The sequence below is a fragment of the Bacillus sp. FAU18 genome, from assembly GCF_056033885.1.
Genome location: NZ_JBVYHZ010000003.1, coordinates 523,678 through 545,922, shown reverse-complemented (window position 1 = coordinate 545,922; position 22,245 = coordinate 523,678). Strand labels below are relative to the sequence as shown.

General features: G+C 41.5%; 28 protein-coding genes, 1 tRNA gene, 4 pseudogenes and 1 riboswitch. Of the genes and pseudogenes, 18 read left to right on the top strand and 15 right to left on the bottom strand.

Annotated elements, in window-relative coordinates; translation table 11 throughout:
• Positions 1 to 65: 65 nt before the first annotated feature.
• Positions 66 to 383, bottom strand: coding sequence for a putative quinol monooxygenase (locus tag AC0OMU_RS03115; RefSeq protein ID WP_474240890.1), 318 nt, complete (start codon positions 381 to 383; stop codon positions 66 to 68).
• A gap of 246 nt (positions 384 to 629) precedes the next feature.
• Here AC0OMU_RS03115 and AC0OMU_RS03110 point away from each other — a divergent pair, with 246 nt between their 5' ends.
• Entirely contained in the window at positions 630 to 1,247 is a 618-nt protein-coding gene (locus AC0OMU_RS03110; RefSeq protein WP_474240889.1) for a hypothetical protein, read from the top strand.
• A gap of 471 nt (positions 1,248 to 1,718) precedes the next feature.
• On the opposite strand, the gene AC0OMU_RS03105 is transcribed toward AC0OMU_RS03110, so the two are convergent.
• Both AC0OMU_RS03105 and AC0OMU_RS03100 read right to left on the bottom strand, forming a co-directional pair.
• The gene (locus AC0OMU_RS03105) at positions 1,719 to 2,348 is read right to left on the bottom strand and encodes a hypothetical protein (protein WP_015483100.1); all 630 of its coding nucleotides are present in this window, start codon (positions 2,346 to 2,348) and stop codon (positions 1,719 to 1,721) included.
• Positions 2,320 to 3,330 carry a hypothetical protein gene (locus tag AC0OMU_RS03100; protein WP_015383384.1) on the bottom strand — a complete coding sequence of 337 codons (1,011 nt, stop codon included), beginning with the start codon at positions 3,328 to 3,330 and terminating at the stop codon, positions 2,320 to 2,322. Before AC0OMU_RS03100 ends, AC0OMU_RS03105 begins: the two co-directional genes overlap by 29 nt.
• Positions 3,331 to 3,848: 518 nt before the next feature.
• On the opposite strand from AC0OMU_RS03100, the pseudogene AC0OMU_RS03095 reads away from it, so the two are divergent.
• Positions 3,849 to 3,956 (top strand): annotated as a pseudogene (locus tag AC0OMU_RS03095) (T7SS effector LXG polymorphic toxin); the annotation flags it as partial.
• A 173-nt stretch (positions 3,957 to 4,129) separates the two neighbouring features.
• Positions 4,130 to 4,330 carry a hypothetical protein gene (locus tag AC0OMU_RS03090; RefSeq protein WP_015483099.1) on the top strand — a complete coding sequence of 67 codons (201 nt, stop codon included), beginning with the start codon at positions 4,130 to 4,132 and terminating at the stop codon, positions 4,328 to 4,330.
• A gap of 139 nt (positions 4,331 to 4,469) precedes the next feature.
• Here the strand turns inward: AC0OMU_RS03090 and AC0OMU_RS03085 are convergent.
• Positions 4,470 to 4,741, bottom strand: a pseudogene (locus AC0OMU_RS03085) (N-acetylmuramoyl-L-alanine amidase); the annotation flags it as partial.
• Between AC0OMU_RS03085 and AC0OMU_RS03080 the strand changes: the two are divergent.
• From AC0OMU_RS03080 to AC0OMU_RS03065, 4 genes and pseudogenes are all read left to right on the top strand, one after another.
• Positions 4,722 to 4,985: pseudogene (locus tag AC0OMU_RS03080) on the top strand (hypothetical protein); the annotation flags it as partial. The pseudogenes AC0OMU_RS03085 and AC0OMU_RS03080 sit on opposite strands and share 20 nt — an antisense overlap.
• Before the next feature lie 11 nt (positions 4,986 to 4,996).
• Positions 4,997 to 5,395 carry a CDI toxin immunity protein gene (locus tag AC0OMU_RS03075; protein ID WP_015383381.1) on the top strand — a complete coding sequence of 133 codons (399 nt, stop codon included), beginning with the start codon at positions 4,997 to 4,999 and terminating at the stop codon, positions 5,393 to 5,395.
• A gap of 27 nt (positions 5,396 to 5,422) precedes the next feature.
• Positions 5,423 to 5,731: a hypothetical protein gene (locus AC0OMU_RS03070; RefSeq protein WP_015483097.1), complete on the top strand. Its 309-nt coding sequence runs from the start codon at positions 5,423 to 5,425 to the stop codon at positions 5,729 to 5,731.
• A 52-nt stretch (positions 5,732 to 5,783) separates the two neighbouring features.
• The gene (locus AC0OMU_RS03065) at positions 5,784 to 6,086 is read left to right on the top strand and encodes a contact-dependent growth inhibition system immunity protein (protein WP_474240888.1); all 303 of its coding nucleotides are present in this window, start codon (positions 5,784 to 5,786) and stop codon (positions 6,084 to 6,086) included.
• Between the two features lie 133 nt (positions 6,087 to 6,219).
• Here AC0OMU_RS03065 and AC0OMU_RS03060 read toward each other — a convergent pair.
• Positions 6,220 to 6,292 (bottom strand) — tRNA-Val (locus AC0OMU_RS03060).
• Between the two features lie 168 nt (positions 6,293 to 6,460).
• Between AC0OMU_RS03060 and AC0OMU_RS03055 the strand changes: the two genes are divergently transcribed.
• Complete coding sequence (locus AC0OMU_RS03055) at positions 6,461 to 7,651, top strand: DUF819 family protein (protein WP_046340229.1); 1,191 nt, start codon at positions 6,461 to 6,463, stop codon at positions 7,649 to 7,651.
• A gap of 69 nt (positions 7,652 to 7,720) precedes the next feature.
• Complete coding sequence (locus AC0OMU_RS03050) at positions 7,721 to 8,269, top strand: GNAT family N-acetyltransferase (RefSeq protein ID WP_015383377.1); 549 nt, start codon at positions 7,721 to 7,723, stop codon at positions 8,267 to 8,269.
• A gap of 29 nt (positions 8,270 to 8,298) precedes the next feature.
• On the opposite strand, the gene metC is transcribed toward AC0OMU_RS03050, so the two are convergent.
• Positions 8,299 to 9,471 (bottom strand): cystathionine beta-lyase, encoded by a 1,173-nt coding sequence (metC, locus tag AC0OMU_RS03045; RefSeq protein WP_015483095.1) that lies wholly within the window; start codon positions 9,469 to 9,471, stop codon positions 8,299 to 8,301.
• Entirely contained in the window at positions 9,464 to 10,585 is a 1,122-nt protein-coding gene (gene metI, locus AC0OMU_RS03040; RefSeq protein ID WP_003232857.1) for a cystathionine gamma-synthase/O-acetylhomoserine thiolyase, read from the bottom strand. Before metI ends, metC begins: the two co-directional genes overlap by 8 nt.
• Before the next feature lie 67 nt (positions 10,586 to 10,652).
• A riboswitch (SAM riboswitch) is annotated at positions 10,653 to 10,772 on the bottom strand.
• A gap of 167 nt (positions 10,773 to 10,939) precedes the next feature.
• Here metI and AC0OMU_RS03035 point away from each other — a divergent pair.
• From AC0OMU_RS03035 to AC0OMU_RS03025, 3 genes are read left to right on the top strand one after another with little or no spacing between them, the layout of a single operon-like run.
• Positions 10,940 to 11,662, top strand: a complete 723-nt coding sequence (locus tag AC0OMU_RS03035) for an esterase family protein (RefSeq protein ID WP_015383376.1) — start codon at positions 10,940 to 10,942, stop codon at positions 11,660 to 11,662.
• A gap of 36 nt (positions 11,663 to 11,698) precedes the next feature.
• Entirely contained in the window at positions 11,699 to 12,214 is a 516-nt protein-coding gene (locus tag AC0OMU_RS03030; protein WP_015383375.1) for a YjcG family protein, read from the top strand.
• A 3-nt stretch (positions 12,215 to 12,217) separates the two neighbouring features.
• Positions 12,218 to 12,640: a GNAT family N-acetyltransferase gene (locus AC0OMU_RS03025; RefSeq protein ID WP_015383374.1), complete on the top strand. Its 423-nt coding sequence runs from the start codon at positions 12,218 to 12,220 to the stop codon at positions 12,638 to 12,640.
• Positions 12,641 to 12,711: 71 nt separating this feature from the next.
• Here AC0OMU_RS03025 and AC0OMU_RS03020 read toward each other — a convergent pair whose 3' ends face one another.
• A complete protein-coding gene (locus AC0OMU_RS03020; protein ID WP_003232866.1) occupies positions 12,712 to 12,966 on the bottom strand; it encodes a hypothetical protein in 255 nt (84 codons plus the stop codon).
• Between the two features lie 116 nt (positions 12,967 to 13,082).
• Between AC0OMU_RS03020 and AC0OMU_RS03015 the strand changes: the two genes are divergently transcribed.
• Positions 13,083 to 15,362, top strand: coding sequence for an ATP-dependent helicase (locus AC0OMU_RS03015; RefSeq protein ID WP_015383373.1), 2,280 nt, complete (start codon positions 13,083 to 13,085; stop codon positions 15,360 to 15,362).
• A 73-nt stretch (positions 15,363 to 15,435) separates the two neighbouring features.
• Here the strand turns inward: AC0OMU_RS03015 and spoVIF are convergent, their stop codons facing one another.
• From spoVIF to yjcA, 4 genes are all read right to left on the bottom strand, one after another.
• Entirely contained in the window at positions 15,436 to 15,690 is a 255-nt protein-coding gene (gene spoVIF / locus AC0OMU_RS03010) for a sporulation-specific transcription regulator SpoVIF (protein ID WP_014479471.1), read from the bottom strand.
• A 132-nt stretch (positions 15,691 to 15,822) separates the two neighbouring features.
• Positions 15,823 to 15,972, bottom strand: coding sequence for a sporulation protein YjcZ (yjcZ, locus tag AC0OMU_RS03005; RefSeq protein WP_003232872.1), 150 nt, complete (start codon positions 15,970 to 15,972; stop codon positions 15,823 to 15,825).
• Between the two features lie 81 nt (positions 15,973 to 16,053).
• The gene (locus AC0OMU_RS03000) at positions 16,054 to 16,260 is read right to left on the bottom strand and encodes a hypothetical protein (protein WP_017695696.1); all 207 of its coding nucleotides are present in this window, start codon (positions 16,258 to 16,260) and stop codon (positions 16,054 to 16,056) included.
• 280 nt (positions 16,261 to 16,540) lie between these two features.
• Positions 16,541 to 16,897, bottom strand: coding sequence for a sporulation protein YjcA (gene yjcA / locus AC0OMU_RS02995; protein ID WP_014476457.1), 357 nt, complete (start codon positions 16,895 to 16,897; stop codon positions 16,541 to 16,543).
• Between the two features lie 159 nt (positions 16,898 to 17,056).
• Here yjcA and cotV point away from each other — a divergent pair, with 159 nt between their 5' ends.
• The 5 genes from cotV (at position 17,057) to cotZ (ending at position 19,633) form a co-directional block, all read left to right on the top strand.
• Positions 17,057 to 17,443, top strand: coding sequence for a spore coat protein CotV (gene cotV / locus AC0OMU_RS02990; protein ID WP_015483093.1), 387 nt, complete (start codon positions 17,057 to 17,059; stop codon positions 17,441 to 17,443).
• 40 nt (positions 17,444 to 17,483) lie between these two features.
• Positions 17,484 to 17,813 carry a spore coat protein CotW gene (cotW, locus tag AC0OMU_RS02985; RefSeq protein WP_014476455.1) on the top strand — a complete coding sequence of 110 codons (330 nt, stop codon included), beginning with the start codon at positions 17,484 to 17,486 and terminating at the stop codon, positions 17,811 to 17,813.
• Positions 17,814 to 17,901: 88 nt separating this feature from the next.
• A complete protein-coding gene (cotX, locus tag AC0OMU_RS02980) occupies positions 17,902 to 18,417 on the top strand; it encodes a spore coat protein CotX (protein ID WP_014476454.1) in 516 nt (171 codons plus the stop codon).
• A gap of 150 nt (positions 18,418 to 18,567) precedes the next feature.
• Complete coding sequence (gene cotY, locus AC0OMU_RS02975; protein WP_003239243.1) at positions 18,568 to 19,056, top strand: spore coat protein CotY; 489 nt, start codon at positions 18,568 to 18,570, stop codon at positions 19,054 to 19,056.
• 127 nt (positions 19,057 to 19,183) lie between these two features.
• Complete coding sequence (gene cotZ / locus AC0OMU_RS02970) at positions 19,184 to 19,633, top strand: spore coat protein CotZ (protein ID WP_003239244.1); 450 nt, start codon at positions 19,184 to 19,186, stop codon at positions 19,631 to 19,633.
• A 93-nt stretch (positions 19,634 to 19,726) separates the two neighbouring features.
• Here cotZ and cotO read toward each other — a convergent pair.
• The 3 genes and pseudogenes from cotO to thiD form a co-directional block, all read right to left on the bottom strand.
• Positions 19,727 to 20,411: pseudogene (cotO, locus tag AC0OMU_RS02965) on the bottom strand (spore coat protein CotO).
• 100 nt (positions 20,412 to 20,511) lie between these two features.
• Complete coding sequence (gene fabI / locus AC0OMU_RS02960) at positions 20,512 to 21,288, bottom strand: enoyl-ACP reductase FabI (RefSeq protein ID WP_003232896.1); 777 nt, start codon at positions 21,286 to 21,288, stop codon at positions 20,512 to 20,514.
• Between the two features lie 135 nt (positions 21,289 to 21,423).
• Positions 21,424 to 22,239, bottom strand: a complete 816-nt coding sequence (thiD, locus tag AC0OMU_RS02955; protein ID WP_251218232.1) for a bifunctional hydroxymethylpyrimidine kinase/phosphomethylpyrimidine kinase — start codon at positions 22,237 to 22,239, stop codon at positions 21,424 to 21,426.
• Between the last annotated feature and the right edge of the window lie 6 nt (positions 22,240 to 22,245).

Here is a 22,245-nt window from a genome sequence, read left to right as displayed (position 1 = left end):
GGACAACAATCCGCCAACAACTTTCCGATTCTTAGTTTTTGAATGTCTCTTTTGAAGACGCCTTTTTAATCATTCACATTGCTTTTCATTAACCATTCTACTTCCGTTAATTCTTGTTTTTGAACGTCTATTGTGTGTCTTTTCGTGAAATGGGTTTTCACAGCTTCTTCGTTTTCCCAAATCTCCCAAAGCATTATTTTACGTTCTGATGGCTCAAGCGGATAAGCATGGAATGTAATACAACCCTCTTCTTTGTTCGTTTCTTCCTCAAATTTTTTGAATTCCTTCATTATCTCATTAAGGTCTTTATCACTGATGATTTTTAAGCATGCCGTTATGTAATGCATCGAAATTCCCCCTCCCATCATTTTATGGCTTTTCATTATAACATTTTCTTGAAAAAGATAGATGCCATTTATAAATCATTAGACGACTTCGAGTGCCTCCCTCACCAATACAATAGAGTTCTATTATCATTTTTTTACCGATATGTATCATTTTAGAACGAGAGATTTAGTTATTGCTTTAACATATTATCGCGAAGCCGAAAAATATCTTGATTTATTAGATAAAAACGCAAATACAGATAAGGCAGATTCTATTTCAAAATGTCAGAAGTCTATTACTATATGAAAGAGACTCATTTTTCAATGAACTATGCCCAGCGAGCATACTCTATATTTAAAGAGCAAAAAGATGCTCAGGGGAACCTTACATATGGCAAGGAAATGGTCCAATGTCAGTTTGTTATCTTTGGGAACTGGCTAGATAAAATGTGTTATGAGGACGCTTTAGAAACAGCTGAAAAAGCCTTAAATGATGCTATAAAAATAGGGGAACAACATTTAATTGGTTCAGCTCATTTTAATGTGGGATTATGTTATAATAATCTTGAAGAACTTTACAATTATGAGAAACATTTTCAAATCGCCTATGAAATTCATAAGAATCGAAAGCACATTTATGAGTCGAAAGCGATTTTTAATCTGGCGTATGTCAAAGCAAAGAAGAATAATTTAAAGGCTGCGTTAGAATTATACCAGGAAGGTCAGAAGATTGCTGCCCGACACAACAACCAGAAAGTAACCGAGAAATTAAAACTGGTTAAAGGTCTTTATTTATCATTTGACTTACAAACACTTAGAGAAGTGTTTAAGTTCTTCAAAGAGAAAAACCTTTATGGTGATATGGAAGAATACGCTGTTGCTGTTGCTGATTTTTTTGACCAACAAAGAAGACAGACATGATGCGGTCGATTTTTATCAAATGGCAATTGAAGCACGTAAACAAATTCAAAGGGGAAACATTTAAATGAAAAAATGTAAAATTGCAATTTGTTTAGCGCTCTTGCTTGGCATTGTTGGAGTATCCAGCGCTTCATACGCTCTTTCTGAGCAGTCCACTTATAAGGTCGCAGATAGAGCAGCAACTTAATATGATATTAAGAAATAACCCCATTTTGGAAATGGGGTTTATATTTTATCTTCTCAACTCAATATTATTCCTGAGTTTTCATTTAAATCATATACTGCATCAATAAACCGACAGCCCCTATAAAAAGTAAAAAACCCTTGCACAGCAAGGGTTTAAGCTATGATTCCGACTGGGCTCGAACCAGCGACCTCTATCCTATCAAGGTAGCGATTATGTTCTGATGCGAAAATGAACAAATTGGTCCCCAATTTGTCCCCATCTGAAAAACATTTAATTACATAAAGTCAATTATTCTCCTCATAATCAGCCACGAACAAGACATATCTGTACAGTAGACTTGCATTTCTAATAGACGTTACTAAAGCAAATAGAATTAAAGCTAACCATAAGAAACCGAATATCAAAAGAAAAATTTTTAACCATAATACTTCTAGATAAGCTGGGAAACTTTCTAAATTATACAGATACTTAAAAACTAAAATAATTAAGATTCCGATAAATAAAATTAATAATCCATAGACCATCGAGAATGAGAAAAAAACTAATATTTGCTGTAAAATTGTGTCGTTGGCACTCTTACCGTTACTTATTTTTTTACTTTTCAAAAATCTTAATATCTTATTGTTACTAGATGCTATTACCGACAAAGAAGTCGTATTGAAACCCGTTATTATTGCAACAATTGTAAGTGAAACTGTGGTAATTTCATTAATTGAGTTTAGAAGATTTTTATTAGTGTCACATAAAATACTAATTAATAAAAACATTATTAAAGAAGTAATTGAAATGGTCAATAAATAAAATATCCATTCCTTTTTGGTTGTATACTTCTTGTATTTTTTTATTATTTCAAATATATCTCTGTTTATGTTGTCACTTTCTTCTTTAACCCGCTTGATCCTCCTCTGTTTCATTAATAAACACTCCTTCAAATTGTTCTATATCATTTTTGTACTTTAAAGGATTATCTCTTTTACAGATTTTAACCATTTCTTTATTTAAGTCCCTCAATGAAGGATTTCCACTTTCATTATGTTCTACACCGATATCAAATGCTCTCTGAATATTTTCAAGTTCAATCGTTCTTTGTCTCCCAGAATTCAATTGACCACTAACACCTATTCCATCATAATTTTGAGACTCAAATAGTTTTTTGAAATATGCTGCCACATGTTTTACTGAGCCTTTTTTCACTTTATTCTCAAAAGAAACTTTAACTCGTGTTACACCTGATATCCCATTTTCTGTAGCGTTATTATAGTGGTACATCAAATCAGCTGCTTCGTTATTTGCACCTGCCCCTTCATTAACATCTTTGTAATAATAGGCATCTTTAATTGTAGAAAACTCTTCAATTTCTTCAAAAAATGTTTTACTAGGTAAAGAATTTATTTTATAAAAGCTATTTTTCCATATTTTAATCGGAGAATACTCTTTATTGAAAGTCTCAATATAATTATAAATTAATTCTCTATGGTACCTAAAGAATTTTCGAATCATTGAAGCACGCGCAACACCTTCAGAGTCTTTCTCGATTAAAAGTAATCCTGTTTTTTTATGAATTAGAAAATAAACCTCATTTTTTACTCCGTGCTCTTTTTCTTTTTTTCCTGCTTCAGTTTGATTAGGAACATCAATTATCGTTTGTTCTTTTCCATATTTTGCAGTGAAAAAAATCCCTTCCAAAAAATCAGCATCTTCTGATTGATTTATCGATTGAAGATTAATCATCTTATTTTTATTTCTAAAAGCTCTCTCTTTAATATCAACTTCCAAGATTAATTTTAAGTATGTTTCCATGAGTTCACTATCAAACCTATCTTGATCCCACTTATCCCCTGTAAACTTAGGTGTACAGATTTCATATCCTAGAACTGTTACCGGTTTTTTCTCCATTTTTGGTCCTCCTCTTTAGGATGACCCGTAGAACATATATATTTTTTCTCCTGTAATATGATAAACTACAGATGATTATTTTGACGTACGGGTCTACCTGTATGTCTTTTTTTCTGTAGGTTGATATTATCATATAAAGGAATTTTTGAAAATCTTTACATCTCCTTTCTAGATTATTATTTGCATTAACAGCCCTCTTAAATTAGGTGGCAAACGTAGGATACGACTCTTTATCCCCGCATATAATCAATATTATTTCAACCACTTAAATTGGCTAAATGACTCATATTTAATTACTATTTTTCTATTTTTGAATCGCACACTAACTTTTTCTTCATTTTTTCATAGTAATATCTTGTTAAAACATTTCAAACGAAAGGATACACATTAAAGTATTTGAAGCAAAGACGTTTCCGAAACAGATAAATATGCAAAAGAATACAAGGCCTTCGAAGCTCAGCTGATTTAGAAGATAGTAAGTTCTCCCAGCAAAAGGTGCGTTTCGGGCTATCTGTGTTTACATAGAAGAATCCTTCTTAGAACACGACCTGGCTAACACATATGTAAAATCAAAAACCATTTTGTCTGAACAAAAGAAAGCTATGAAGGATATCTTAAATAATATCTTTCCTTCCGCCTTATCTAGATTTAGTAAAAAAGTTCTTCTTCGTTAAATTAAAAACTGGATAAGGGAAACATCATTTCTTATACCATTAGACATATTACGGATTGCTTAATTTTTATATAACTGTTGGAAAAGGATTTTCCGCCTGCGATAATTAAATAAGAGGTGAAATCAATGAATGGTATAGAATTTTTAGAGTCCGTGTCACAACTGGGACAAATAATTTTATTGTTCTCCGGCTACGCCCTTTACTGGAAATTAGGTAAAATAAAAAAAGAACGAAAGCTTACAAAATATGAAACTTTTCTTAGGCTCTTTGTAATGTTCGGCATATTTGCATGGGCACTTTCGTTTCTTGCTTTGCATTTGTGGTAACAATCTTCTGTCGATATTTCACTAATTATGTCTAATTTTTTAATTATTAATTAAATTTCCTTTTTATTGAAAAACGGAAGAGTATCGCCTTTTTTGATTGTGTAAATGCTCCCAGAAGCTTTAGACTCAGATGATGACGGTTTAGATGTTGTCTTTCCTCCCAGCACCTTCAATTCTGACTCAATGGCTGACTTAACTTGGTTCCATCTGCCCTCAGCTAAAATGCGGTGCAAGCAATCCTTTCCGCTTCAGCTCCTGATGTTTACGGACACGATCAATTCCCCAGCCGCGCTCTTTAAGCAGCTACGCCACAAACTTGATAGCCAATTTTTCAGCAGTGTAGTATTTAGCGCCTCCTGACTTGCTATAACAAATACCAACACCAATCAAATTACGGTTCCCGGGACCATTAGGAATAGATTCAAAACCTTTTATAGATACTTTATCTAAAAGCGCAGGCTTTGGTAAAGTTACTGGCCGAATGTCTGGAGATAATAAAGTCCTTTGGAGATTAGATTATGACCCTGAAAAGGGACCTCATATAAATGTTGAGGATTATAGAAATGGAAAAGGAAATAAGGCAAAGAAATATTATATACCTTTTAACGGAAACGAAGAAACTTATAAATCACTTTTAAAACATTTAAATAAATAGGAAGTGTTAATATGACTTTATACGAAGAATGTCTAGAAGCTCTTGGAAATGACAAAGAAGTCCTCACTATTTCTGAGACACGTAAATATCATGAACAACTTGGTGAAGGTTTCCCCTTCACATCATGGGGAAGAATTAAATGGGATGAAGTAACTTCTCACAGATCTATTGATTACGCTGATGATATTGATGAATGGTTAATTGAGAATAAAATAGATGATAAAACTGTTATTCTCCTTTGGGCTTACGGTGATTATCCAGCTATAAAAACCAACTTAGACAACGCCTTAAACGTAATTGATGATGTAACTGCTGTAGGTTCCGATACTTTCATGTTCAGCGAATCTGGTTATGTTATTGAATTTTTCCATGATGGAGATGTAACAATAGGAAAGGCAATAGGAAAATAATAGCCCTGCTTAGTTAAGAGGATCAATATGAATTTAGAGAAAAAGATGAAAACTATATCAATTAAACGAAAAAAACTTAATCTTAATGATGACTATGGAATTCAAAAAAGTTGGGATGAAATAATTGAAGTTCTCTCAGAAAATGAGGAAAATACAATTAGCTATTTAGAAAATTGTAATAAAGAAGATTTATATTGGATCAGTGAAGTATTTGAAGATTTAGCTGAAGGTTTACAAAGTAAAGAACTTATTAATTGTTTAAGAAAATTAGATGAAAAGTACCCTGACTTAGAAATGACAAACGATATTGATATAGCAGAAAGTTATATAGAATAAGATACCACCATTTCTCAGATTTGAAGTTAACATTTCTTGGTGGTGATAAGTAATGATTGAAATCGAAATTTATGAACCTGTATTTCAATTTCTAGGAGGTATATTTCATCAAGATATAGAAACTCCAGAGTCAGCACTGGACGAATACTTAGAAGAGATTCCAAAAGAAGAGCAAGAAACTGATATAGCTGCATTGAAAGATTTTATTAACAGCGATTATTCGGATGAAGAAAAGAATGATTTTATCGATGAAGCTGCTGACGGAGTGGACGTTCTTAGTTACGGCGTATCTCCAATCATATGGCTCGAACAAGTTATTCAAAAAATCGAAAAGAATATTGAAACTTTAACCTAGCATAGAAACAGAGCTGATTTTGAATTCACTTCAAAATCAGCTTAAAAAAACTTCCGTCCCCAACTCGATGAATGATGACAAAATCAATAAATAGGCAAAATAAAAAACCCTTGCTGCGCAAGGGTTTAAGCTATGATTCCGACTGGGCTCGAACCAGCGACCTCTACCCTGTCAAGGTAGCGCTCTCCCAGCTGAGCTACGGAATCATGATATGTATGGCTGGGTATGTTGTTGTCTTTCTGACAAGTTCTATTATATAACCTTCCCTTCTATTCGTCAACTGCTTTTTCAGAAAAACTTTTTTTGGACTTGCTGTTCTGTTCCCCGGCCATTATAATATGTCTTAATTTTCTAACAATAGGGGTGATGGGGTTTTGCATTCTTTGATTTCTTCCGATGATGTTTGGATATTATGGGGGTTTATTGCGGTGTGGGCGGCAGTGAGCATCGGGCTGGAGCAGCGCTTTAAGTGGGCTTCTGCTGTGTCGGGCGCTATTATCGCCCTTGCAGGTGCTATGGTGTTTACAAATGTAGGAGTGCTCCCTGTTGAGTCGCCTGTGTATGACACTGTGTGGTCTTATGTGGTACCACTGGCGATACCACTTTTATTGTTTCAGATCAATGTTAGGCAAATTTTTAAGGAAAGCAGGCGTTTGCTGTTTATTTTTCTGATTAGCTCCGCTGGCACTGTCCTTGGGAGCATTCTAGCTTTTTTTCTACTCAAACAGCATATTCCTTACTTAGATAAAATCGGTGGGATGATCAGCGCCTCTTATATCGGCGGCGGGGTCAACTTTGCGGCGATGGCGGCAAAATTTGAGACGCCTGGTGAATATGTGTCGGCTACCGTTGTGGCTGATAATTTTATGATGGCGCTTTTGTTTTTTATTTTAATCAGCATTCCTGCACTCAAATGGTTTCAGCGGCATTATGCCATGCCGTTTGAAGAGAAGGTAAAAGCCGATGGAAACAGCGGAAACAGTGCTGAAAGCTATTGGAAACGGAAGGATATTTCCTTAAAGGATATCGCATTTAATGCCGGTGCTGCTTTCGCGCTTGTTGCGGTGAGTATGAAGGTTTCCGGTTATTTTAAAAGCATTTTTTCTCATCCCCTGCTGACCGGTACGCTTGGCGATCAGTACCTGGTGCTTACGTCTTTAACTGTTCTTATCATTTTTCTTTTCCCGCGTTTTTTTGAAAGGCTCAATGGATCTCAGGAGCTTGGAACCTTTTTGATTTATTTGTTTTTTGTGGTGATCGGCATTCCTGCAGATCTCCGCTTAATCGTCACGAATGCGCCTCTTATTCTATTATTCGTGTTTATCATTGCGATCAGCAATTTATCAGTTTCCTTAGCTGCCGGAAAATTGTTCCGTGTGCGGCTTGAAGAAATTCTGCTCGCCGTCAACGCTACTGTCGGGGGACCGACGACTGCGGCTGCGATGGCAATTGCCAAGGGATGGCGGGAGCTTGTCGCCCCGATCATGCTTGTCGGTACGCTCGGCTACTTAATCGGCAACTATGTTGGCACTTTTATGGGAAATTGGTTTTCTTCCTTCTTATAAAAAGGATATTTGCATTTCCCTGAGAATAATGTAAGAGGAATGCTGACATGAGAACGGAGAGATCACTGTATGTTAAAAGGAAAAACCATTTATGTTAGACCTTTAGAAGTAACGGATGCCGAAGAAAATCTGCGGCTGCAAAGCGAAAATCGAGATTTTTTCGAACAGTTTTCTATGATACGCGCAGACGATTACTATACGGTTGAGGGGCAAAGAAAACGGATAACCGAGTATCAGGAAAGACTTGAGAAAGATGAAGAATATCATTTTGGCATCTTTACAGCGTCAGACGATAGATTAATCGGGACGGTTTCGCTCTTTCAAATCATCCGTGGCGCGCTGCAAACTGCGTTCATTGGGTATTTTTTAGACAAAGCCCATAATGGAAAGGGCATTATGACAGAGGCAGTCAGATTGGTTGTTGATTATGCGTTCCACGAATTGAAACTGCATCGGATTGAAGCCGGTGTGATGCCCCGTAATCTCGGGTCCATGCGTGTTTTAGAAAAAGCGGGATTTCATAAAGAAGGCATCGCCCGAAAAAATGTGAAAATTAACGGCGTTTGGGAGGATCATCAAGTCCTCGCGATTCTGAATCCTGATGACGAACAATACTAAAAGAAGCCGGGACATCCCCGGCTTCTTTTTTAACGAACCGCAACTGGAGCAATTTCTTTCAGCGCTTGTTCGAAATCGTGTTCTAAATCGTCTGCATGTTCGACGCCCACACTCAGACGGAGCAGGCCATCAGTGATACCGCGTTTTTCACGCTCTTCCTTAGGCATTGCCGCGTGAGACATCGTTGCCGGATAGGACAAAATTGATTCCACTGCGCCAAGGCTGACAGCGAAGACCGGCAGTGACACATTCTCGACTAATTTCTTAACGGCCTCTTTGCTTTCAAGCTCAAAAGATAGCACGGCGCCCGCTCCCTTCGACTGGCTTTTATGGGTTTCAGCGCCGGGATGATCAGCCAGTCCCGGATAATACACGCGCTTCACCGCCGGGTGCTTCTGGAAAAATTCCGCAAGCCGCTGGGCTGTTTGACTCGCTTTCTCTAAACGGACCTGCAATGTTTTTAATCCGCGCAGGACAAGCCAGCAATCCTGTACGCCAAGGACGGCGCCGAACGCGTTTTGCAGCTTATACAGCTTCTTCCCAAGCTCTTCATCTTTGACAGCAGCCAAACCTGAGAGCACATCGCTGTGTCCGCTTAAGAATTTTGTCGCGCTGTGAAGTACAATATCCACGCCGAGATCAAGCGGACGCTGCAGTGCCGGCGTCATAAATGTATTGTCCAGAAAGGTCAGGCAGCCGTTTTCTTTTGCAAGCTGAACAACCGCTTTAATATCCGTAATCCCAAGTGTCGGATTTGATGGCGTCTCCATATAAATGACCTTTGTGTTCGGCTTGATGCTCCGCGCCAATTCATTACGATCCGTCATGTCGACAAACGTATGCTCAATGCCAAACCGGGTCAGCACCTCTGTCACCATACGGAAGGTTCCGCCGTATACATCTTCTGTCACAAGAACGTGATCACCCTGTGACAGCAGTAAAAATGCTGTTGAGATAGCAGCCATGCCTGAACTGAAAGCAAATCCTCTTGTTCCGCCTTCCAATGCGGCAATTGTTTCTTCGAGAGCTGTTCTTGTCGGCGTGCCAGAGCGGCTGTAATCATATGCCCCGAACTCTTCAAATGAAGATTGGTGAAAAGTCGAGGCGTGCTGAATCGGTACACTGACCGCCCCGGTTCCGCCGTCTGTTTTAAATGGATTGTGCACGAGCTGGGTTTCAAGCGTCCAATTGTGTTTACTCAAATGAAACAGCTCCCTCTTTGACCTGACATAATGCCTGCTTTAGATCCTCTTTTAAATCTTCCGCATGTTCAATTCCGACAGAAAAGCGCAGCAAACGATTGCACACCCCGTTTGCGATGCGGATCTCTTCAGGAATATCCATGTGCGTCTGGGTCGCAGGGTATGTAATAAAGCTTTCCACCCCGCCGAGACTTTCTGCAAAACAAATGGTCTTCAGTGCTTTTAAAAACGGATTGACCCATTCTTCTTTTTGCAGACGGAAGGACAGCATGCCGCCTTTTCCGGGATACAGCACATCCGAAATTTCTTCCTGCTCTTCTAAAAACGCCGCAAGCTCCTGCGCGTTTGCCTGATGCTGACGCATTCTGAGGCTCAGCGTCTTCATTCCTCTCATCAGAAGCCACGAATCAAATGGCGGCAGGACAGCGCCGATTGCATTTTGATGCTGAAACATTTCCTCTCCGAGCCGCTCATCCTTCACCACGACAAGCCCAGCAAGCAGATCGTTATGCCCGCCTAAATACTTGGTTGCGCTGTGAATGACAATGTCAGCTCCCAGCTCAAGCGGCCGCTGCAAGACCGGTGTATAAAATGTATTATCTACGATCAGCAGAAGACCGTGCTCCTTTGTAATCCGGGCAATATGTTCAATGTCCGCCTCCTGCATGAGGGGGTTTGTCGGCGTTTCCACAAACACCGCTTTTGTATTCGGCGTAATCTTAGAGCGTAAACAGTCCTCATCGCTGAAATCATCATAATGAAAAGTCAATCCGTATTTTTTCCATTCATTTTCAAATAAACGGTACGTGCCGCCATATAGGTCCGATGAAACGATCAGTTCATCTCCGCTTTTAAACAGCGCCATAATCGTTTGGATAGCAGCCATTCCCGAACTAAAGGCAAGCCCTCTTGCGCCGTTTTCTAAGTTAGCGATGGCGTCCTCAACAAGCTGGCGTGTCGGATTTTTTGTGCGGACATAATCAAATCCAGTTGATTCTCCGATCCCTCTGTGGCGGTATGCTGTTGATAAATAAATAGGAGCACTCACTGTTCCCGTGACTTCATCGCTTCGGTTCCCAATTTGGGCTAATTTCGTTTCAACGTGCTGTGACATATAGCTGACACCTTCCCTTTTCAAAATAAAAACCCCTTCTTCATAAGAAGAAGGGGTTTAACGCTTCTTCTTATCTTCCAAGCATAAAAACGCTTGCTGGATTTAGCACCTTGGCGCTTTGCACATGCAAAACAAGCCGGTTGCTGAGGTTTCTAAGGGCCAGTCCCTCCACCTCTCACGATAAGAAATATCGATTTCAATTTTCTGATTGTTTTATATTAGCGCAATTCACAGTTTATTTCAACACTTTTTTCTTCGTGTGTCGAACCGTTTAAAGAGAGAAATTTCTAATAATTCATGGTACAATAATTGAAAATGCAAGAAAGTATAGTGATGTCCTGGAGGAATGTTTTTATGGCACCGAAAAACGGCACAGTGCAAGAAAAGAAATTCTTTTCAAAAGAGCTTAACGAGGAAATGACCTTACTTGTTTATCTGCCGTCCAACTACTCCCCGCTTTATAAATACCATGTCATTATCGCGCAGGACGGCCACGATTATTTCAGGCTGGGGAGAATCGGCAGACAGGTTGAGGAATTGCTGTCGAAACGCGAAATAGACCGGAGCATTATTATCGGTGTTCCTTATAAGGATGTAAAAGAGCGCAGAAACACCTATCATCCGGAGGGTTCAAAATTTTCGGCGTATAAACGGTTCATCGCCCATGAGCTCGTTCCTTTTGCAGATGATGAGTATCCAACCTATCAGATCGGTTACGGCCGAACGCTGATCGGTGATTCGCTCGGAGCAACCGTGTCACTTATGACAGCGCTTGATTATCCGAATATGTTTGGCAACATCATCATGCAGTCTCCCTATGTTGACAAACACGTACTAGAAGCCGTAAAACAGTCAGACGATATCAAACACCTCTCTATTTATCACCAAATTGGAACAAAAGAAACTGACGTCCACACGACAGACGGGAACATCCTGGACTTTACAGAACCGAACCAGGAGCTGAAGCAGCTGCTGGAGAAGAAGCTTTCTGATTATTATTTTGAGCCATTTGACGGAGACCACAAATGGACATACTGGCAGCCGCTCATCACCCCGGCGCTGAAAAAAATGCTTTAACACTCTATCATACTTTATTTCCAGGAGGGACATAATATGAAATACGGAATCGTTTTATTTCCATCAAAAAAGCTCCAAGACCTTGCAAACTCTTACAGAAAGCGCTATGACCCAAGCTACTCTCTGATCCCGCCTCATTTGACGCTGAGAGCATCCTTTGAATGCGCGGAGGAGAAAGCGGATCAGCTCGTATCACATTTAAGAAACATCGCAAAAGAGTCCCACCCAATCGTTCTCAAAATGACAAAATACAGCTCATTTGCGCCTGTTAATAATGTCATTTATATTAAAGCAGAACCGACGGAAGAGTTAAAAACACTCAATGAAAAGCTATACACCGGTGTGTTGGCAGGCGAACAGGAATATAATTTCGTTCCGCATGTGACGGTCGGCCAAAACCTTTCCGACGACGAGCATTCAGATGTGCTGGGACAATTAAAAATGCAGGAAGTGTCGCATGAAGAAATCGTTGACCGTTTCCACTTGCTTTACCAGTTGGAAAACGGATCGTGGACAGTATATGAAACCTTCTTGCTAGGCAGAGGAGAATAATGTTTGAAAGCAGTTATCGCAAAAAGTGAAGAACAACTGAAAGATGCATTCTATGTAAGAGAAGAAGTCTTTGTCAAAGAACAAAACGTGCCTGCTGAAGAAGAAATTGACGAACTTGAAAATGAGTCAGAGCATATCGTCGTGTATGACGGTGAAAAGCCTGTCGGCGCTGGAAGATGGCGCATGAAGGACGGCTACGGCAAGTTAGAGCGGATTTGCGTACTGAAAAGCCACCGCTCAGCCGGTGTCGGCGGCATCATTATGAAAGCGCTCGAAAAAGCCGCGGCAGACGGAGGCGCTTCCGGTTTCATTTTAAACGCGCAAACACAGGCTGTGCCGTTTTACAAGAAACACGGGTATCGCGTGCTTTCTGAAAAAGAATTCCTCGATGCCGGCATTCCGCACTTACAAATGATGAAGGACTGAACGCATCCGGATCTTTTGAGATCCGGATTTTTACTGCATATAAAAAACCGTTCTCTGGTATGAACGGTTTTTTATACATATCGATTAATATATGTGCCCATTCCTTTTTCTCGCAACCTCTTATAAAGAGAGCGCTTACGTTTCATCTCGTTTACTTTTCTTTCAGCGGCCGTTTGATTCTCCTGCTGCTTTTCCAGTTCTTTGTATACCCGCTGAAACGGGACATAGCTGATTTTTTCGGTTCCGGCATAATCCTGCTTATGTCCAATCGTTCTATTAGCATATTGAGCGTATTGCTGGTTCTGAATTTGACCTGCATATATCATACAATACCCACCCCTCTGCTGTCTCTTTTCCCTTAAACTTACTTTTTGAAACACATTTCTTTTGATATGATAGTCATTGTCTGTAATGAACACCTTTTGATTGGGAGGACCCCTTTTTGAAATGCGCCCGACTGAATGATAGAATCATACATTTACATACATATTCGAGAGAACATTATCAATTCCTCTTTGAAGAGGGAATAAAAGGACATTTATTTTGTTCTCATTGCGGAAAGCCCGTTCTGTTACGGCTTAACATCGCCGATCCGCCAGAGTTTATCCATCGCCAGCCAGGCGATTTTCCGGCATGTGAGGAGGCGTGCGAACCGAAGCCCGCTAAAGAGGAAAAAAAAGAAGACGATCAGGAATCTGGTGTCATTCGTTTACCCAAGGGAAAAGCGATCGCCGCTGACCCGTCCCCAGCTGTTACGGAATGGCACCGTCCTAGAAGCATTAAACCAGGAACACCATTTGTGCCAAAAACAATAGAACCCGATACGAGCCTTTTTCCGTCTGTCGGTTTAAACACGGATCAGCTGAAAGCTGTCACGGAAACAGAGGGCCCGCTGCTTGTGCTTGCAGGTGCGGGGAGCGGAAAAACACGGGTGCTGACAGCCCGTGCCGCCCACATGATCGAACACTTAGGCATACCGCCTGAAAATATGCTGCTTGTCACCTTTACAACAAAAGCTGTCGCTGAAATGAAAGAGCGTATGGCGAACCAGTACGGATTACAGCCGGCAAAAGTCAGAAGACTTGTGACAGGAACATTCCACAGTCTGTTTTATAAGATCTTGTATCACTCTAATTCTGCTAAATGGAACGGTGAGCATCTGCTGAAAATGGAGTGGCAGCGGGAACAATATATCAAAAAAGCGCTCTATGAAGAGGGCATCGATGAGAAAGAATTCCCAGTTGACCAAGCCCTGCAGCAGATCGGTTTTTGGAAAAACACTTATGTCCCAAATGAACGCATCCCTCTAAAAGATGAGTGGGAAAAACAAGTTTATCGTTTATATGAACATTATGAACGCCAGAAAAAAGAACACAGCCAATTTGATTTTGATGACATGGCTTCAGCCTGCTATGAATTGTTTATCGAGCGGCCTGACCTTCTGGAACAATATCAATCTCGGTTTACGTATATCTTAATTGATGAGTTTCAGGACATTAATCCGGTTCAATACAAAATCATGCAAATGCTCGCCAGCCCGGAGCAAAACCTGTGCTGTGTCGGAGACGATGACCAGTCCATCTACGCGTTTCGCGGAAGCAATCCATCTTTCATTCTTGATTTTCAAAAGGATTATCCGGGAGCGAAGACGATCTATTTAACTGCGAACTACAGGTCTACGCACCCGATCGTCTCTAGTGCTGATATCGTCGTGAAAAAGAACAAAAACAGATATGCCAAAACGCTTGAAGCGGCCCGCGATGACATTCAGGTCCCTGTGCTGTTTTATCCTTATGATGAAGAGGAAGAAGCCACAATGGTCGTTTCCGATATCAAAGAAAAAATTCAAAATGGAGCCAGTCCAGAAGACTTTGCGGTTCTTTACCGCACAAACAGCGGAGGCCGTGCTATATATGAAAGGCTTCATCAATCGTCAATTCCGTATACAGCTGACCGCGGCGTCCAATCGTTTTACAGCAGACGGATCGTCCGCCAGATTCTCGCCTACTTGTATGCCAGCCAAAATGAGGATGACACCGAAGCGATTAAACACTTGCTTCCCGCCTTGTTTTTAAAACAGTCCGCTTTGAATACGCTGAAGGCGCTCTCGATTACAGAGGACTGTACCATGATCAAAGCACTGGCCAAATTGCCTGATCTGAAGCCATTCCAGCTGGACAAAATCAAGAAAATCGTACCGTTTTTTGCAAGCCTCCGCACGATGAAGCCCGTAGAAGCCATCACCTTTGCAGAAGGAAAAATGGGCTTCTCCGAGTATTTAAAAAAGCGGGGCAATGAGGGCAACAAGCTGGAAAAAGGCTCTGATGACTTGCGTGACATCAAGGTTGTCGCCAAGAAGTTCAAAACGATTCCTGACTTTCTTGCCCACGTAGACCATATGAGGGCCGCTGAGAAAAATAGAACGGATGAACATGGCGTTCAGCTGATGACCATTCACCGGTCAAAAGGCCTTGAATTCAAAACAGTCTACGTGTTAGGCACTGTAGACGGCTCGATTCCGCACGATTTCTCATTAGAAACGGCAAGAAAAGGAGACGAGGCCGCTCTTGAGGAGGAAAGACGCCTTTTATATGTAGCCATGACCCGGGCGAAACAGCATTTATATTTGTCTTGCCCCGCTAACAGGCGCGGCAAAACAGCCAACCGCTCAAGATTTTTGTATCCCCTGCTACAGAAAGCAAGACAGCCCTTGCATCATTAACAGCCCGGCAGATTACTGCCGGGTTTTTACTGTAAAAAAAGGCCCGCTGCAGTGAGTCAGCCAGGCCATCCACTTATTTATTATCCATCATTTTAGAAATCGTGCCAAAATCAAGCTTTTCTTTTCCACTTGTAATAGATTCCACAATTTTATCTTCTAATTCTTTTGGTACGCGTCTGTTTGCGAGCTGCGCTACGCGGTTAATCACACTGCGCACTGTATTTTCATCTTTAAAATTAGCGTTTTGGAGTGATCCGGCAAGATTCATTACATCCTGCATCTTCACACCTGTTTTCTTTTCGATGTTCTTAAAAAATTGATTATCCATAATGCGCCTCCTTTTGGCGGAGTAATACGGTATTGTATGAATGCACATAATACAATGTGCTTTTCCAACATTTTTAAAAATAAACACAAGGCAAGGAAGCACGGGTTATAACCCGTACTTCCTCAATACATCTTAAAAGAAAGATGCACCTACGATGATGAGGAGAATGAATAATACGACCAACAAAACAAATGTTGAACCATAGCCGCCGCCGTAACCGCCAGCATAACCGCCATAACAGCCGCCGCCGTAGCCGCCGCCGAATCCGTATCCAAAGCCCATAGATAAGCACCTCCTTTACTCTCTATACACTATGTGAGCTGCTTGGATCGGCTTGGATATTCGCATAGGGCGTTTGCGGATTTACGATTGATCATATTGAGCTTGATGTTTTTTAAGTAAGGCCTCCGTTTTTTCAGCCAGCTCTTCAATCTCATCTTCAAATTCCAGACCGGCTTTATCAAATGCATCCAAGTCTTTTCTGATGCGGCCCATCGTGTCTTCATACTCTTTTTGCTTTTGTTCGTGTGGTTCATATCTTCCTTCTATCCATTTTTCAAACTCATTCACTTTTATCCCCCCGCTTATGATATATGCTGAGCGAGGCCGCCCCGTTAAAAAACAAAAAACCGGAGTTCTCCGGTTTCTTTGCCAGGCTATTGAGGCTTTTTCTTTTTATTTCCGCACCCGCAGCCTTTCTTTTTTATCTTTTTTGATTGATACGATGAATCTGTATATGGAGATTTTTGGGAAGGTTTATGATACTGATTCATTTTTGTCCCCTTCCTTTCCTTATGTCATATATGCTACTTTATGCGTATTCTGACAGAAAGTTGCTGGTAGTAACGCCTTATTCTTGCAGCCATTTTGATACGAGCGTTTCTATGATGCCGGCAAGGCCGGCGATCGCCAAAAGTAAAATCAGCCACTGCGCCGCTTGCGGGATCAACGCCTGGCATAAAATCAAAAAGCCGGCGCACCACACGCCTGTGCACCAATAGCAGCTCAGCAATTCACCAATAAACGCCCTGACACCGGTTCCCTTAATCACGATATAGGTTTCAATGTTCCCGTCCGCATCCTTTTCTTCCTTCTCTTCATGAAACAGACTGCGAAGCGGCGCCATAATCGTGTCAAACACCAGCAGGCGGGCGAGCCGAAAGACCGCAAGCGATAGAAGAACAATTGTCAGCCCATTTATAACCACTCGTTCACTCCTTTGCCAATCATGATCCCTTCACATATATGCCAAAACCCTATTCTTCATGAATTGTATCTTGTCCGGCAGAAAATTGGTTATTTTTATTATTCCGCTCTGCACCCCATTTGCATTATATAGAGTATGGATAAGAAAGGAGTGAAGGTTATGTCATTTGAAGAAAAAGTCGAATCCCTGCACCCTGCAATATTTGAGCAATTATCAAGCGAATTCGAACAGCAGATCGAAGTCATTGATTGCGAAAATATCACAATTGACACGTCACATATAACAGCTGCCCTTTCTATACAAGCCTTGGTGACAACAATGATTATCCTGGCAACACAGCTCGTCATCGCCGACGAGGACTTGGCTGACGCAGTGGCAAGCGAAATTCTTATTCTCGATAACTCGCAAATTAAAAAAAGAACCATCATTAAAATTATCAACAGCCGCAACATCAAAATTACTTTGTCTGCCGACGAAATAATAACCTTTGTACAAATTTTGCTTCAGGTGCTTAACAGCATTCTCCTTGAAATTGACGTCCTTTAACCCTTTCTTTTCACAAACTTAAAAGCCGAGGTGAAAACAAATGTCAGATAACGATAAAATCAAAGAAGAGCTTGAAAAGCTTCCGGAAGCTGATCCAATGACGAAAATGCTGGTTCAAAATATCTTTCTTAAACACGGTGTCACGAAAGACAAAATGAAAAAAGTATCAGATGAAGAAAAAGAAATGCTCTTGAATCTGGTAAAAGACTTGCAGGCTAAATCAGCTGCATTAGTTGAAAATCAAAAGAAGAAAAAAGAAGAAGCCGCCGCGCAAGAGAAAAAGAACGAAAAACCGCTAAGCCGGAGAGAACAATTAATTGAACAGCTCAGACAAAGACGTCAAAACAATAACAATTCAAACCAATCATAAAAAATAGGGTTCTTCATCAGGATATATGCCTCAGTCAAAGTAAGAGGCTCGCTCATTTAATAACAGTAAAAGAAAAGGAGGAATAGATATGGAAAGCAGACCATACTCTTGGGTTGCACTTGATCCTGACTGTGACCATCCGTTAGACGAAAAAGAAAAAGATAAAAAAGAAGAAAGAAAATGTCATTGCGATGTTTGCTGTAATGGCAATGGGTTTTTTGGCAACGACAATGCCTTCATTGACCAAAATCTGGCTCAGGCAAATCTCAATAAACAAGTCTCCGATGAAACAATTATTATCAGAGACTCTTGTGACATCAACGTTTCATCTACAGACGTTCAAGCCGTAACATCAGTTGTAACGGCGGTTAATGCAGCTGTCCTAACAGTAGCTCTCACATCCATTGCAGACGGAGTAATTGCCGAATTAGTCGCACAAGATTTGTTACAGCTTTCAGCTAACAAACAAGTAAACCGCCAAAAACTTCTCATCGAATGCTCCCGGGGCGTAAATATCACAACAGTAGATGCTGATATAGCAACATTGGTTTCCACAGCTACTAACACACTTGTGGCACTCTTAGCCATCACACTCGTCCTCTAAGTCTAAAAGCAGAGCTAAAAACGCTCTGCTTTTTCTTATTTTCCAAGCATATGATGAATATATAGACGTTCACCCACACCAAGTGGGGCACGGGTACATATGTTGTTAAGGACTAAAGTCAAATACCCTATAAAGAAGGAGCTGAAATCAATGAGCTGCGGAAAAACCCATGGCCGGCATGAGAACTGTGTATGCGATGCAGTGGAAAAGATTTTAGCAGAGCAGGAGGCAGTTGAAGAACAGTGTCCGACTGGCTGCTATACCAACCTTTTAAACCCTACGATTGCTGGAAAAGACACAATTCCGTTTCTCGTTTTCGATAAAAAAGGCGGATTGTTCTCCACATTCGGAAACGTAGGGGGATTTGTGGATGATATGCAATGCTTTGAATCCATTTTCTTCCGCGTCGAAAAATTATGCGATTGCTGTGCAACACTTTCTATTTTACGCCCGGTCGATGTCAAAGGCGATACCTTAAGTGTTTGCCACCCTTGCGACCCGGATTTCTTCGGGCTAGAAAAAACAGATTTCTGCATTGAAGTGGATCTCGGATGCTTCTGCGCGATTCAGTGCCTGTCACCAGAGCTAGTTGACAGAACATCGCCTCATAAAGATAAAAAGCATCATCACAATGGATAAACACTTGTAAAGAGGAATCCCCTTCCAAACTCTATTACAGGTGCAAATCATTCAGCTGCTTCCAGCGTGAGGCAGCTGACTCTCCATCATTTCGCCAGTCTCAAATTTATAAGGCAGGAGGGATAATATGAGCCAGAAAACATCAAGCTGCGTGCGTGAAGCTGTAGAAAATATTGAAGAACTACAAAACGCTGTTGAAGAAGACTGCCCGACCGGCTGCCACTCTAAGCTTTTATCTGTAAGCCATTCGTTAGGCGACACAGTGCCTTTTGCAATATTTACATCAAAATCAACGCCATTAGTCGCCTTCGGAAATGTCGGCGAACTCGATAACGGCCCTTGCTTTAATACAGTATTTTTCAGGGTCGAAAGAGTGCATGGAAGCTGCGCAACACTGTCATTATTAATCGCATTTGACGAACACAAACACATTTTGGACTTCACCGATAAAGATACGGTGTGTGAAGTCTTCCGACTTGAAAAAACAAACTACTGTATTGAAGTTGACTTAGACTGCTTCTGCGCAATCAACTGCTTAAATCCTCGATTAATCAATCGTACACATCATCATCATTAATCATAAGCTGGAAAAGCTTGCAGGCCTGCAGGCTTTTCTCTAAGTAAAAAAAGCTGTCCGGCAACATCGACCGGGCAGCTTTTTTCTTTTTCGTTAAAAACCGAGCGGGTGCAAAGAGGTAATATCATCGATTGCAAGTTCGGTTGGGGCTCCGTTTCCGGTTGTGCGAAGCAGGACGGAATCATTTCTTCTTCCGACAATCACGCCCCTGTACGTTCTTCCATTGGCTTCAATCAAACAAAGCGCTCTCGGCATGTTATGAGGCAGCTTTGTTAAAAAATCAATTTTTTCATGAATAGACATCTTGCTCATCGGTTTCTTTACTTTTCTTGCCGGCGGTGCTTTTTCCTCCGCTTTGGCAGCATTATGGACAGCTTCCGGTTCTTTCTCAGGCTTCCGGGTCTCAAGTGCAGGCTCTTCCTTTTTTTTCTGCTTTCGGGGGCTCGTGTTCGACGGTTTCTTCTACGGCCTGCGGCTCTGCTTTCTGTTCCTCCTGGCTTTTTATGTTCTCTGGCTCTCTCACCTCTTGTGTTTGCTGACTCACTGGTTCGGCTGCAGGCTTTTGGTCTTCTTGCAGGACATCCTGTGCCACGGCTTCCTCCTGCTGCTTCTCATGGTAAACCGGCTTTTCCTCAGCTTTTGGCGGAGCAGGTTTGTCGGCCTTTCTTTTGATGACAATCTCCTGCATGGATGACCTTGTAGTTTCTGCATAATCCGGCTGAACAATATACATGAGCGGTTTTTTATCCGCGTTTCTTTTCTTATTAGACATCTTCATCCCTCCGATTGTGTCATATTCTATCTATATGACAGAAAGCTGAAAATCAGAAGAAATAAAAAAGCAATCCCTATTCGGGATTGCTTGATATAGTTCCAGCTTAGCGGGCAGTGATATGGAAACCTGAATCAACGTGAAGATTTTCACCTGTAATCCCGCGGGACATATCGCTGAACAAGAACGCAGCTGTATCGCCCACCTCTTCAGGTGTTGTCGTGCGGCGAAGCGGTGCACGCTCTTCGATGTCTTTTAAGATAGAGTTGAAATCGCTGATGCCTTTAGCAGATAATGTTCTGATCGGGCCAGCAGAAATGCTGTTGACGCGGATATTTTCTTTTCCTAAGTCAGCAGCTAAATATTTCACACTTGCATCAAGAGAAGCTTTTGCTACACCCATGACGTTGTAGTTTGGCATCACAAGCTCTCCGCCAAGGTACGTCAAAGTGACAATGCTTCCGCCTTCAGTCATCATCGGGCGTGCCGCTTTGACAACAGCAGTCAGAGAATATGAGCTGATGTTATGAGCCAAAAGGAAGCCGTCACGATTTGTGTTTAAGTATTCGCCGACAAGTTCTTCTTTGTTGGCAAACGCGATACAATGCGCGATACCGTGGATTACACCGACCTGCTCCTTAATGCTTGCGAAGCAAGTTTCGATTTCTGCGTCGTTTGTTACATCGCAAGGAAGGATAATGGAATCATTGCGGTCTAACGTTCCGGCAAGCTCGTGAACGGATTTCTCCAGGCGTTCACCAGCGTATGTGAAAATCAAACGTGCGCCCGCTTCATGTAAAGAACGCGCAATGCCCCAGGCGATGCTGCGTTTGTTGGCTACCCCCATCACAACAATGTTGCGGCCTTCAAGTGAAAAATTCATATGTATAAAGCCTCCTATATTTAATAAAGACATAGTATTAGTACCTGATCTTAATTCCTATCATATCATAACCTTGTCCAGATGAAAAGCGCATACCGTAGCAAACGCAAAAGAGATCACCATCAGCTGGTGATCTCATCGGCTTGTATTTAAGCTATTTCGTTTAAAAGCGAAATGGTTTGTCGGCCCGTGTCCCGACCCGATGCCAAGCGTATTTTCCACCGCTTCGCGGACAAAGTTGGCCGCAACCTCAAATGCCTGATGGATGCTGTCTCCTTTAGCCGTTTGGGCCGTTAAAGCCGCAGCAAAGGTGCAGCCTGTGCCATGCGTATGCTTCGTATTGATATAAGGATGGGTGATTTGCATAAACATGCTGCCATCAAAAAGAAGGTCAGTAATGTGATTGTCCTCAGGCTGGTGCCCGCCTTTGATAATGACATGCCGCGCACCCATCTTGACGAGCTGCTCCGCTGCTTTTTTTCGGTCATCCAGCGAGCTGATTGTCATTCCTGTCAGCGTTTCTGCTTCCGGGACATTCGGCGTAATCGCGTAGCTTCTTGGAATGAGCAACTCCTTTAAGGTGGCAACTGACTCATCACGCAGCAAGGATGCCCCGCCCTTTGCGATCATAACCGGATCAACAATTACACGATTGAATCCGTACTCGTCAATTTTTCTCGCCACTTCTTCAATCATGTCGGCATTCCAGAGCATTCCCGTTTTTACTGCATCCGGCCTCAAATCCTCAGCAACAGCGTCAATTTGCTGTCTCAACGCCTCTACAGTCAGCGGATGCACCCCATGAACGCCAAGCGTATTTTGAGCGGTTACCGCCGTAATCGCAGACATTCCGAATACATCAAGCTCTTGAAAGGTTTTAATATCAGCCTGTATCCCCGCGCCGCCGCCTGAATCTGATCCGGCGATTGTCAATGCTTTATATATACTCACTACACT

Bases quoted from the DNA above. Each gene is read 5' to 3' on its own strand.
- AC0OMU_RS03115 (WP_474240890.1), bottom strand. From the start codon at position 383: ATGAAAAGCCATAAAATGATGGGAGGGGGAATTTCGATGCATTACATA.
- AC0OMU_RS03110 (WP_474240889.1), top strand. From the start codon at position 630: ATGAAAGAGACTCATTTTTCAATGAACTATGCCCAGCGAGCATACTCT.
- AC0OMU_RS03105 (WP_015483100.1), bottom strand. From the start codon at position 2,348: ATGAAACAGAGGAGGATCAAGCGGGTTAAAGAAGAAAGTGACAACATA.
- AC0OMU_RS03100 (WP_015383384.1), bottom strand. From the start codon at position 3,330: ATGGAGAAAAAACCGGTAACAGTTCTAGGATATGAAATCTGTACACCT.
- AC0OMU_RS03090 (WP_015483099.1), top strand. From the start codon at position 4,130: ATGAATGGTATAGAATTTTTAGAGTCCGTGTCACAACTGGGACAAATA.
- AC0OMU_RS03075 (WP_015383381.1), top strand. From the start codon at position 4,997: ATGACTTTATACGAAGAATGTCTAGAAGCTCTTGGAAATGACAAAGAA.
- AC0OMU_RS03070 (WP_015483097.1), top strand. From the start codon at position 5,423: ATGAATTTAGAGAAAAAGATGAAAACTATATCAATTAAACGAAAAAAA.
- AC0OMU_RS03065 (WP_474240888.1), top strand. From the start codon at position 5,784: ATGATTGAAATCGAAATTTATGAACCTGTATTTCAATTTCTAGGAGGT.
- AC0OMU_RS03050 (WP_015383377.1), top strand. From the start codon at position 7,721: ATGTTAAAAGGAAAAACCATTTATGTTAGACCTTTAGAAGTAACGGAT.
- metI (WP_003232857.1), bottom strand. From the start codon at position 10,585: ATGTCACAGCACGTTGAAACGAAATTAGCCCAAATTGGGAACCGAAGC.
- AC0OMU_RS03035 (WP_015383376.1), top strand. From the start codon at position 10,940: ATGGCACCGAAAAACGGCACAGTGCAAGAAAAGAAATTCTTTTCAAAA.
- AC0OMU_RS03030 (WP_015383375.1), top strand. From the start codon at position 11,699: ATGAAATACGGAATCGTTTTATTTCCATCAAAAAAGCTCCAAGACCTT.
- AC0OMU_RS03020 (WP_003232866.1), bottom strand. From the start codon at position 12,966: ATGATATATGCAGGTCAAATTCAGAACCAGCAATACGCTCAATATGCT.
- spoVIF (WP_014479471.1), bottom strand. From the start codon at position 15,690: ATGGATAATCAATTTTTTAAGAACATCGAAAAGAAAACAGGTGTGAAG.
- yjcZ (WP_003232872.1), bottom strand. From the start codon at position 15,972: ATGGGCTTTGGATACGGATTCGGCGGCGGCTACGGCGGCGGCTGTTAT.
- cotV (WP_015483093.1), top strand. From the start codon at position 17,057: ATGTCATTTGAAGAAAAAGTCGAATCCCTGCACCCTGCAATATTTGAG.
- cotW (WP_014476455.1), top strand. From the start codon at position 17,484: ATGTCAGATAACGATAAAATCAAAGAAGAGCTTGAAAAGCTTCCGGAA.
- cotX (WP_014476454.1), top strand. From the start codon at position 17,902: ATGGAAAGCAGACCATACTCTTGGGTTGCACTTGATCCTGACTGTGAC.
- cotY (WP_003239243.1), top strand. From the start codon at position 18,568: ATGAGCTGCGGAAAAACCCATGGCCGGCATGAGAACTGTGTATGCGAT.
- cotZ (WP_003239244.1), top strand. From the start codon at position 19,184: ATGAGCCAGAAAACATCAAGCTGCGTGCGTGAAGCTGTAGAAAATATT.
- fabI (WP_003232896.1), bottom strand. From the start codon at position 21,288: ATGAATTTTTCACTTGAAGGCCGCAACATTGTTGTGATGGGGGTAGCC.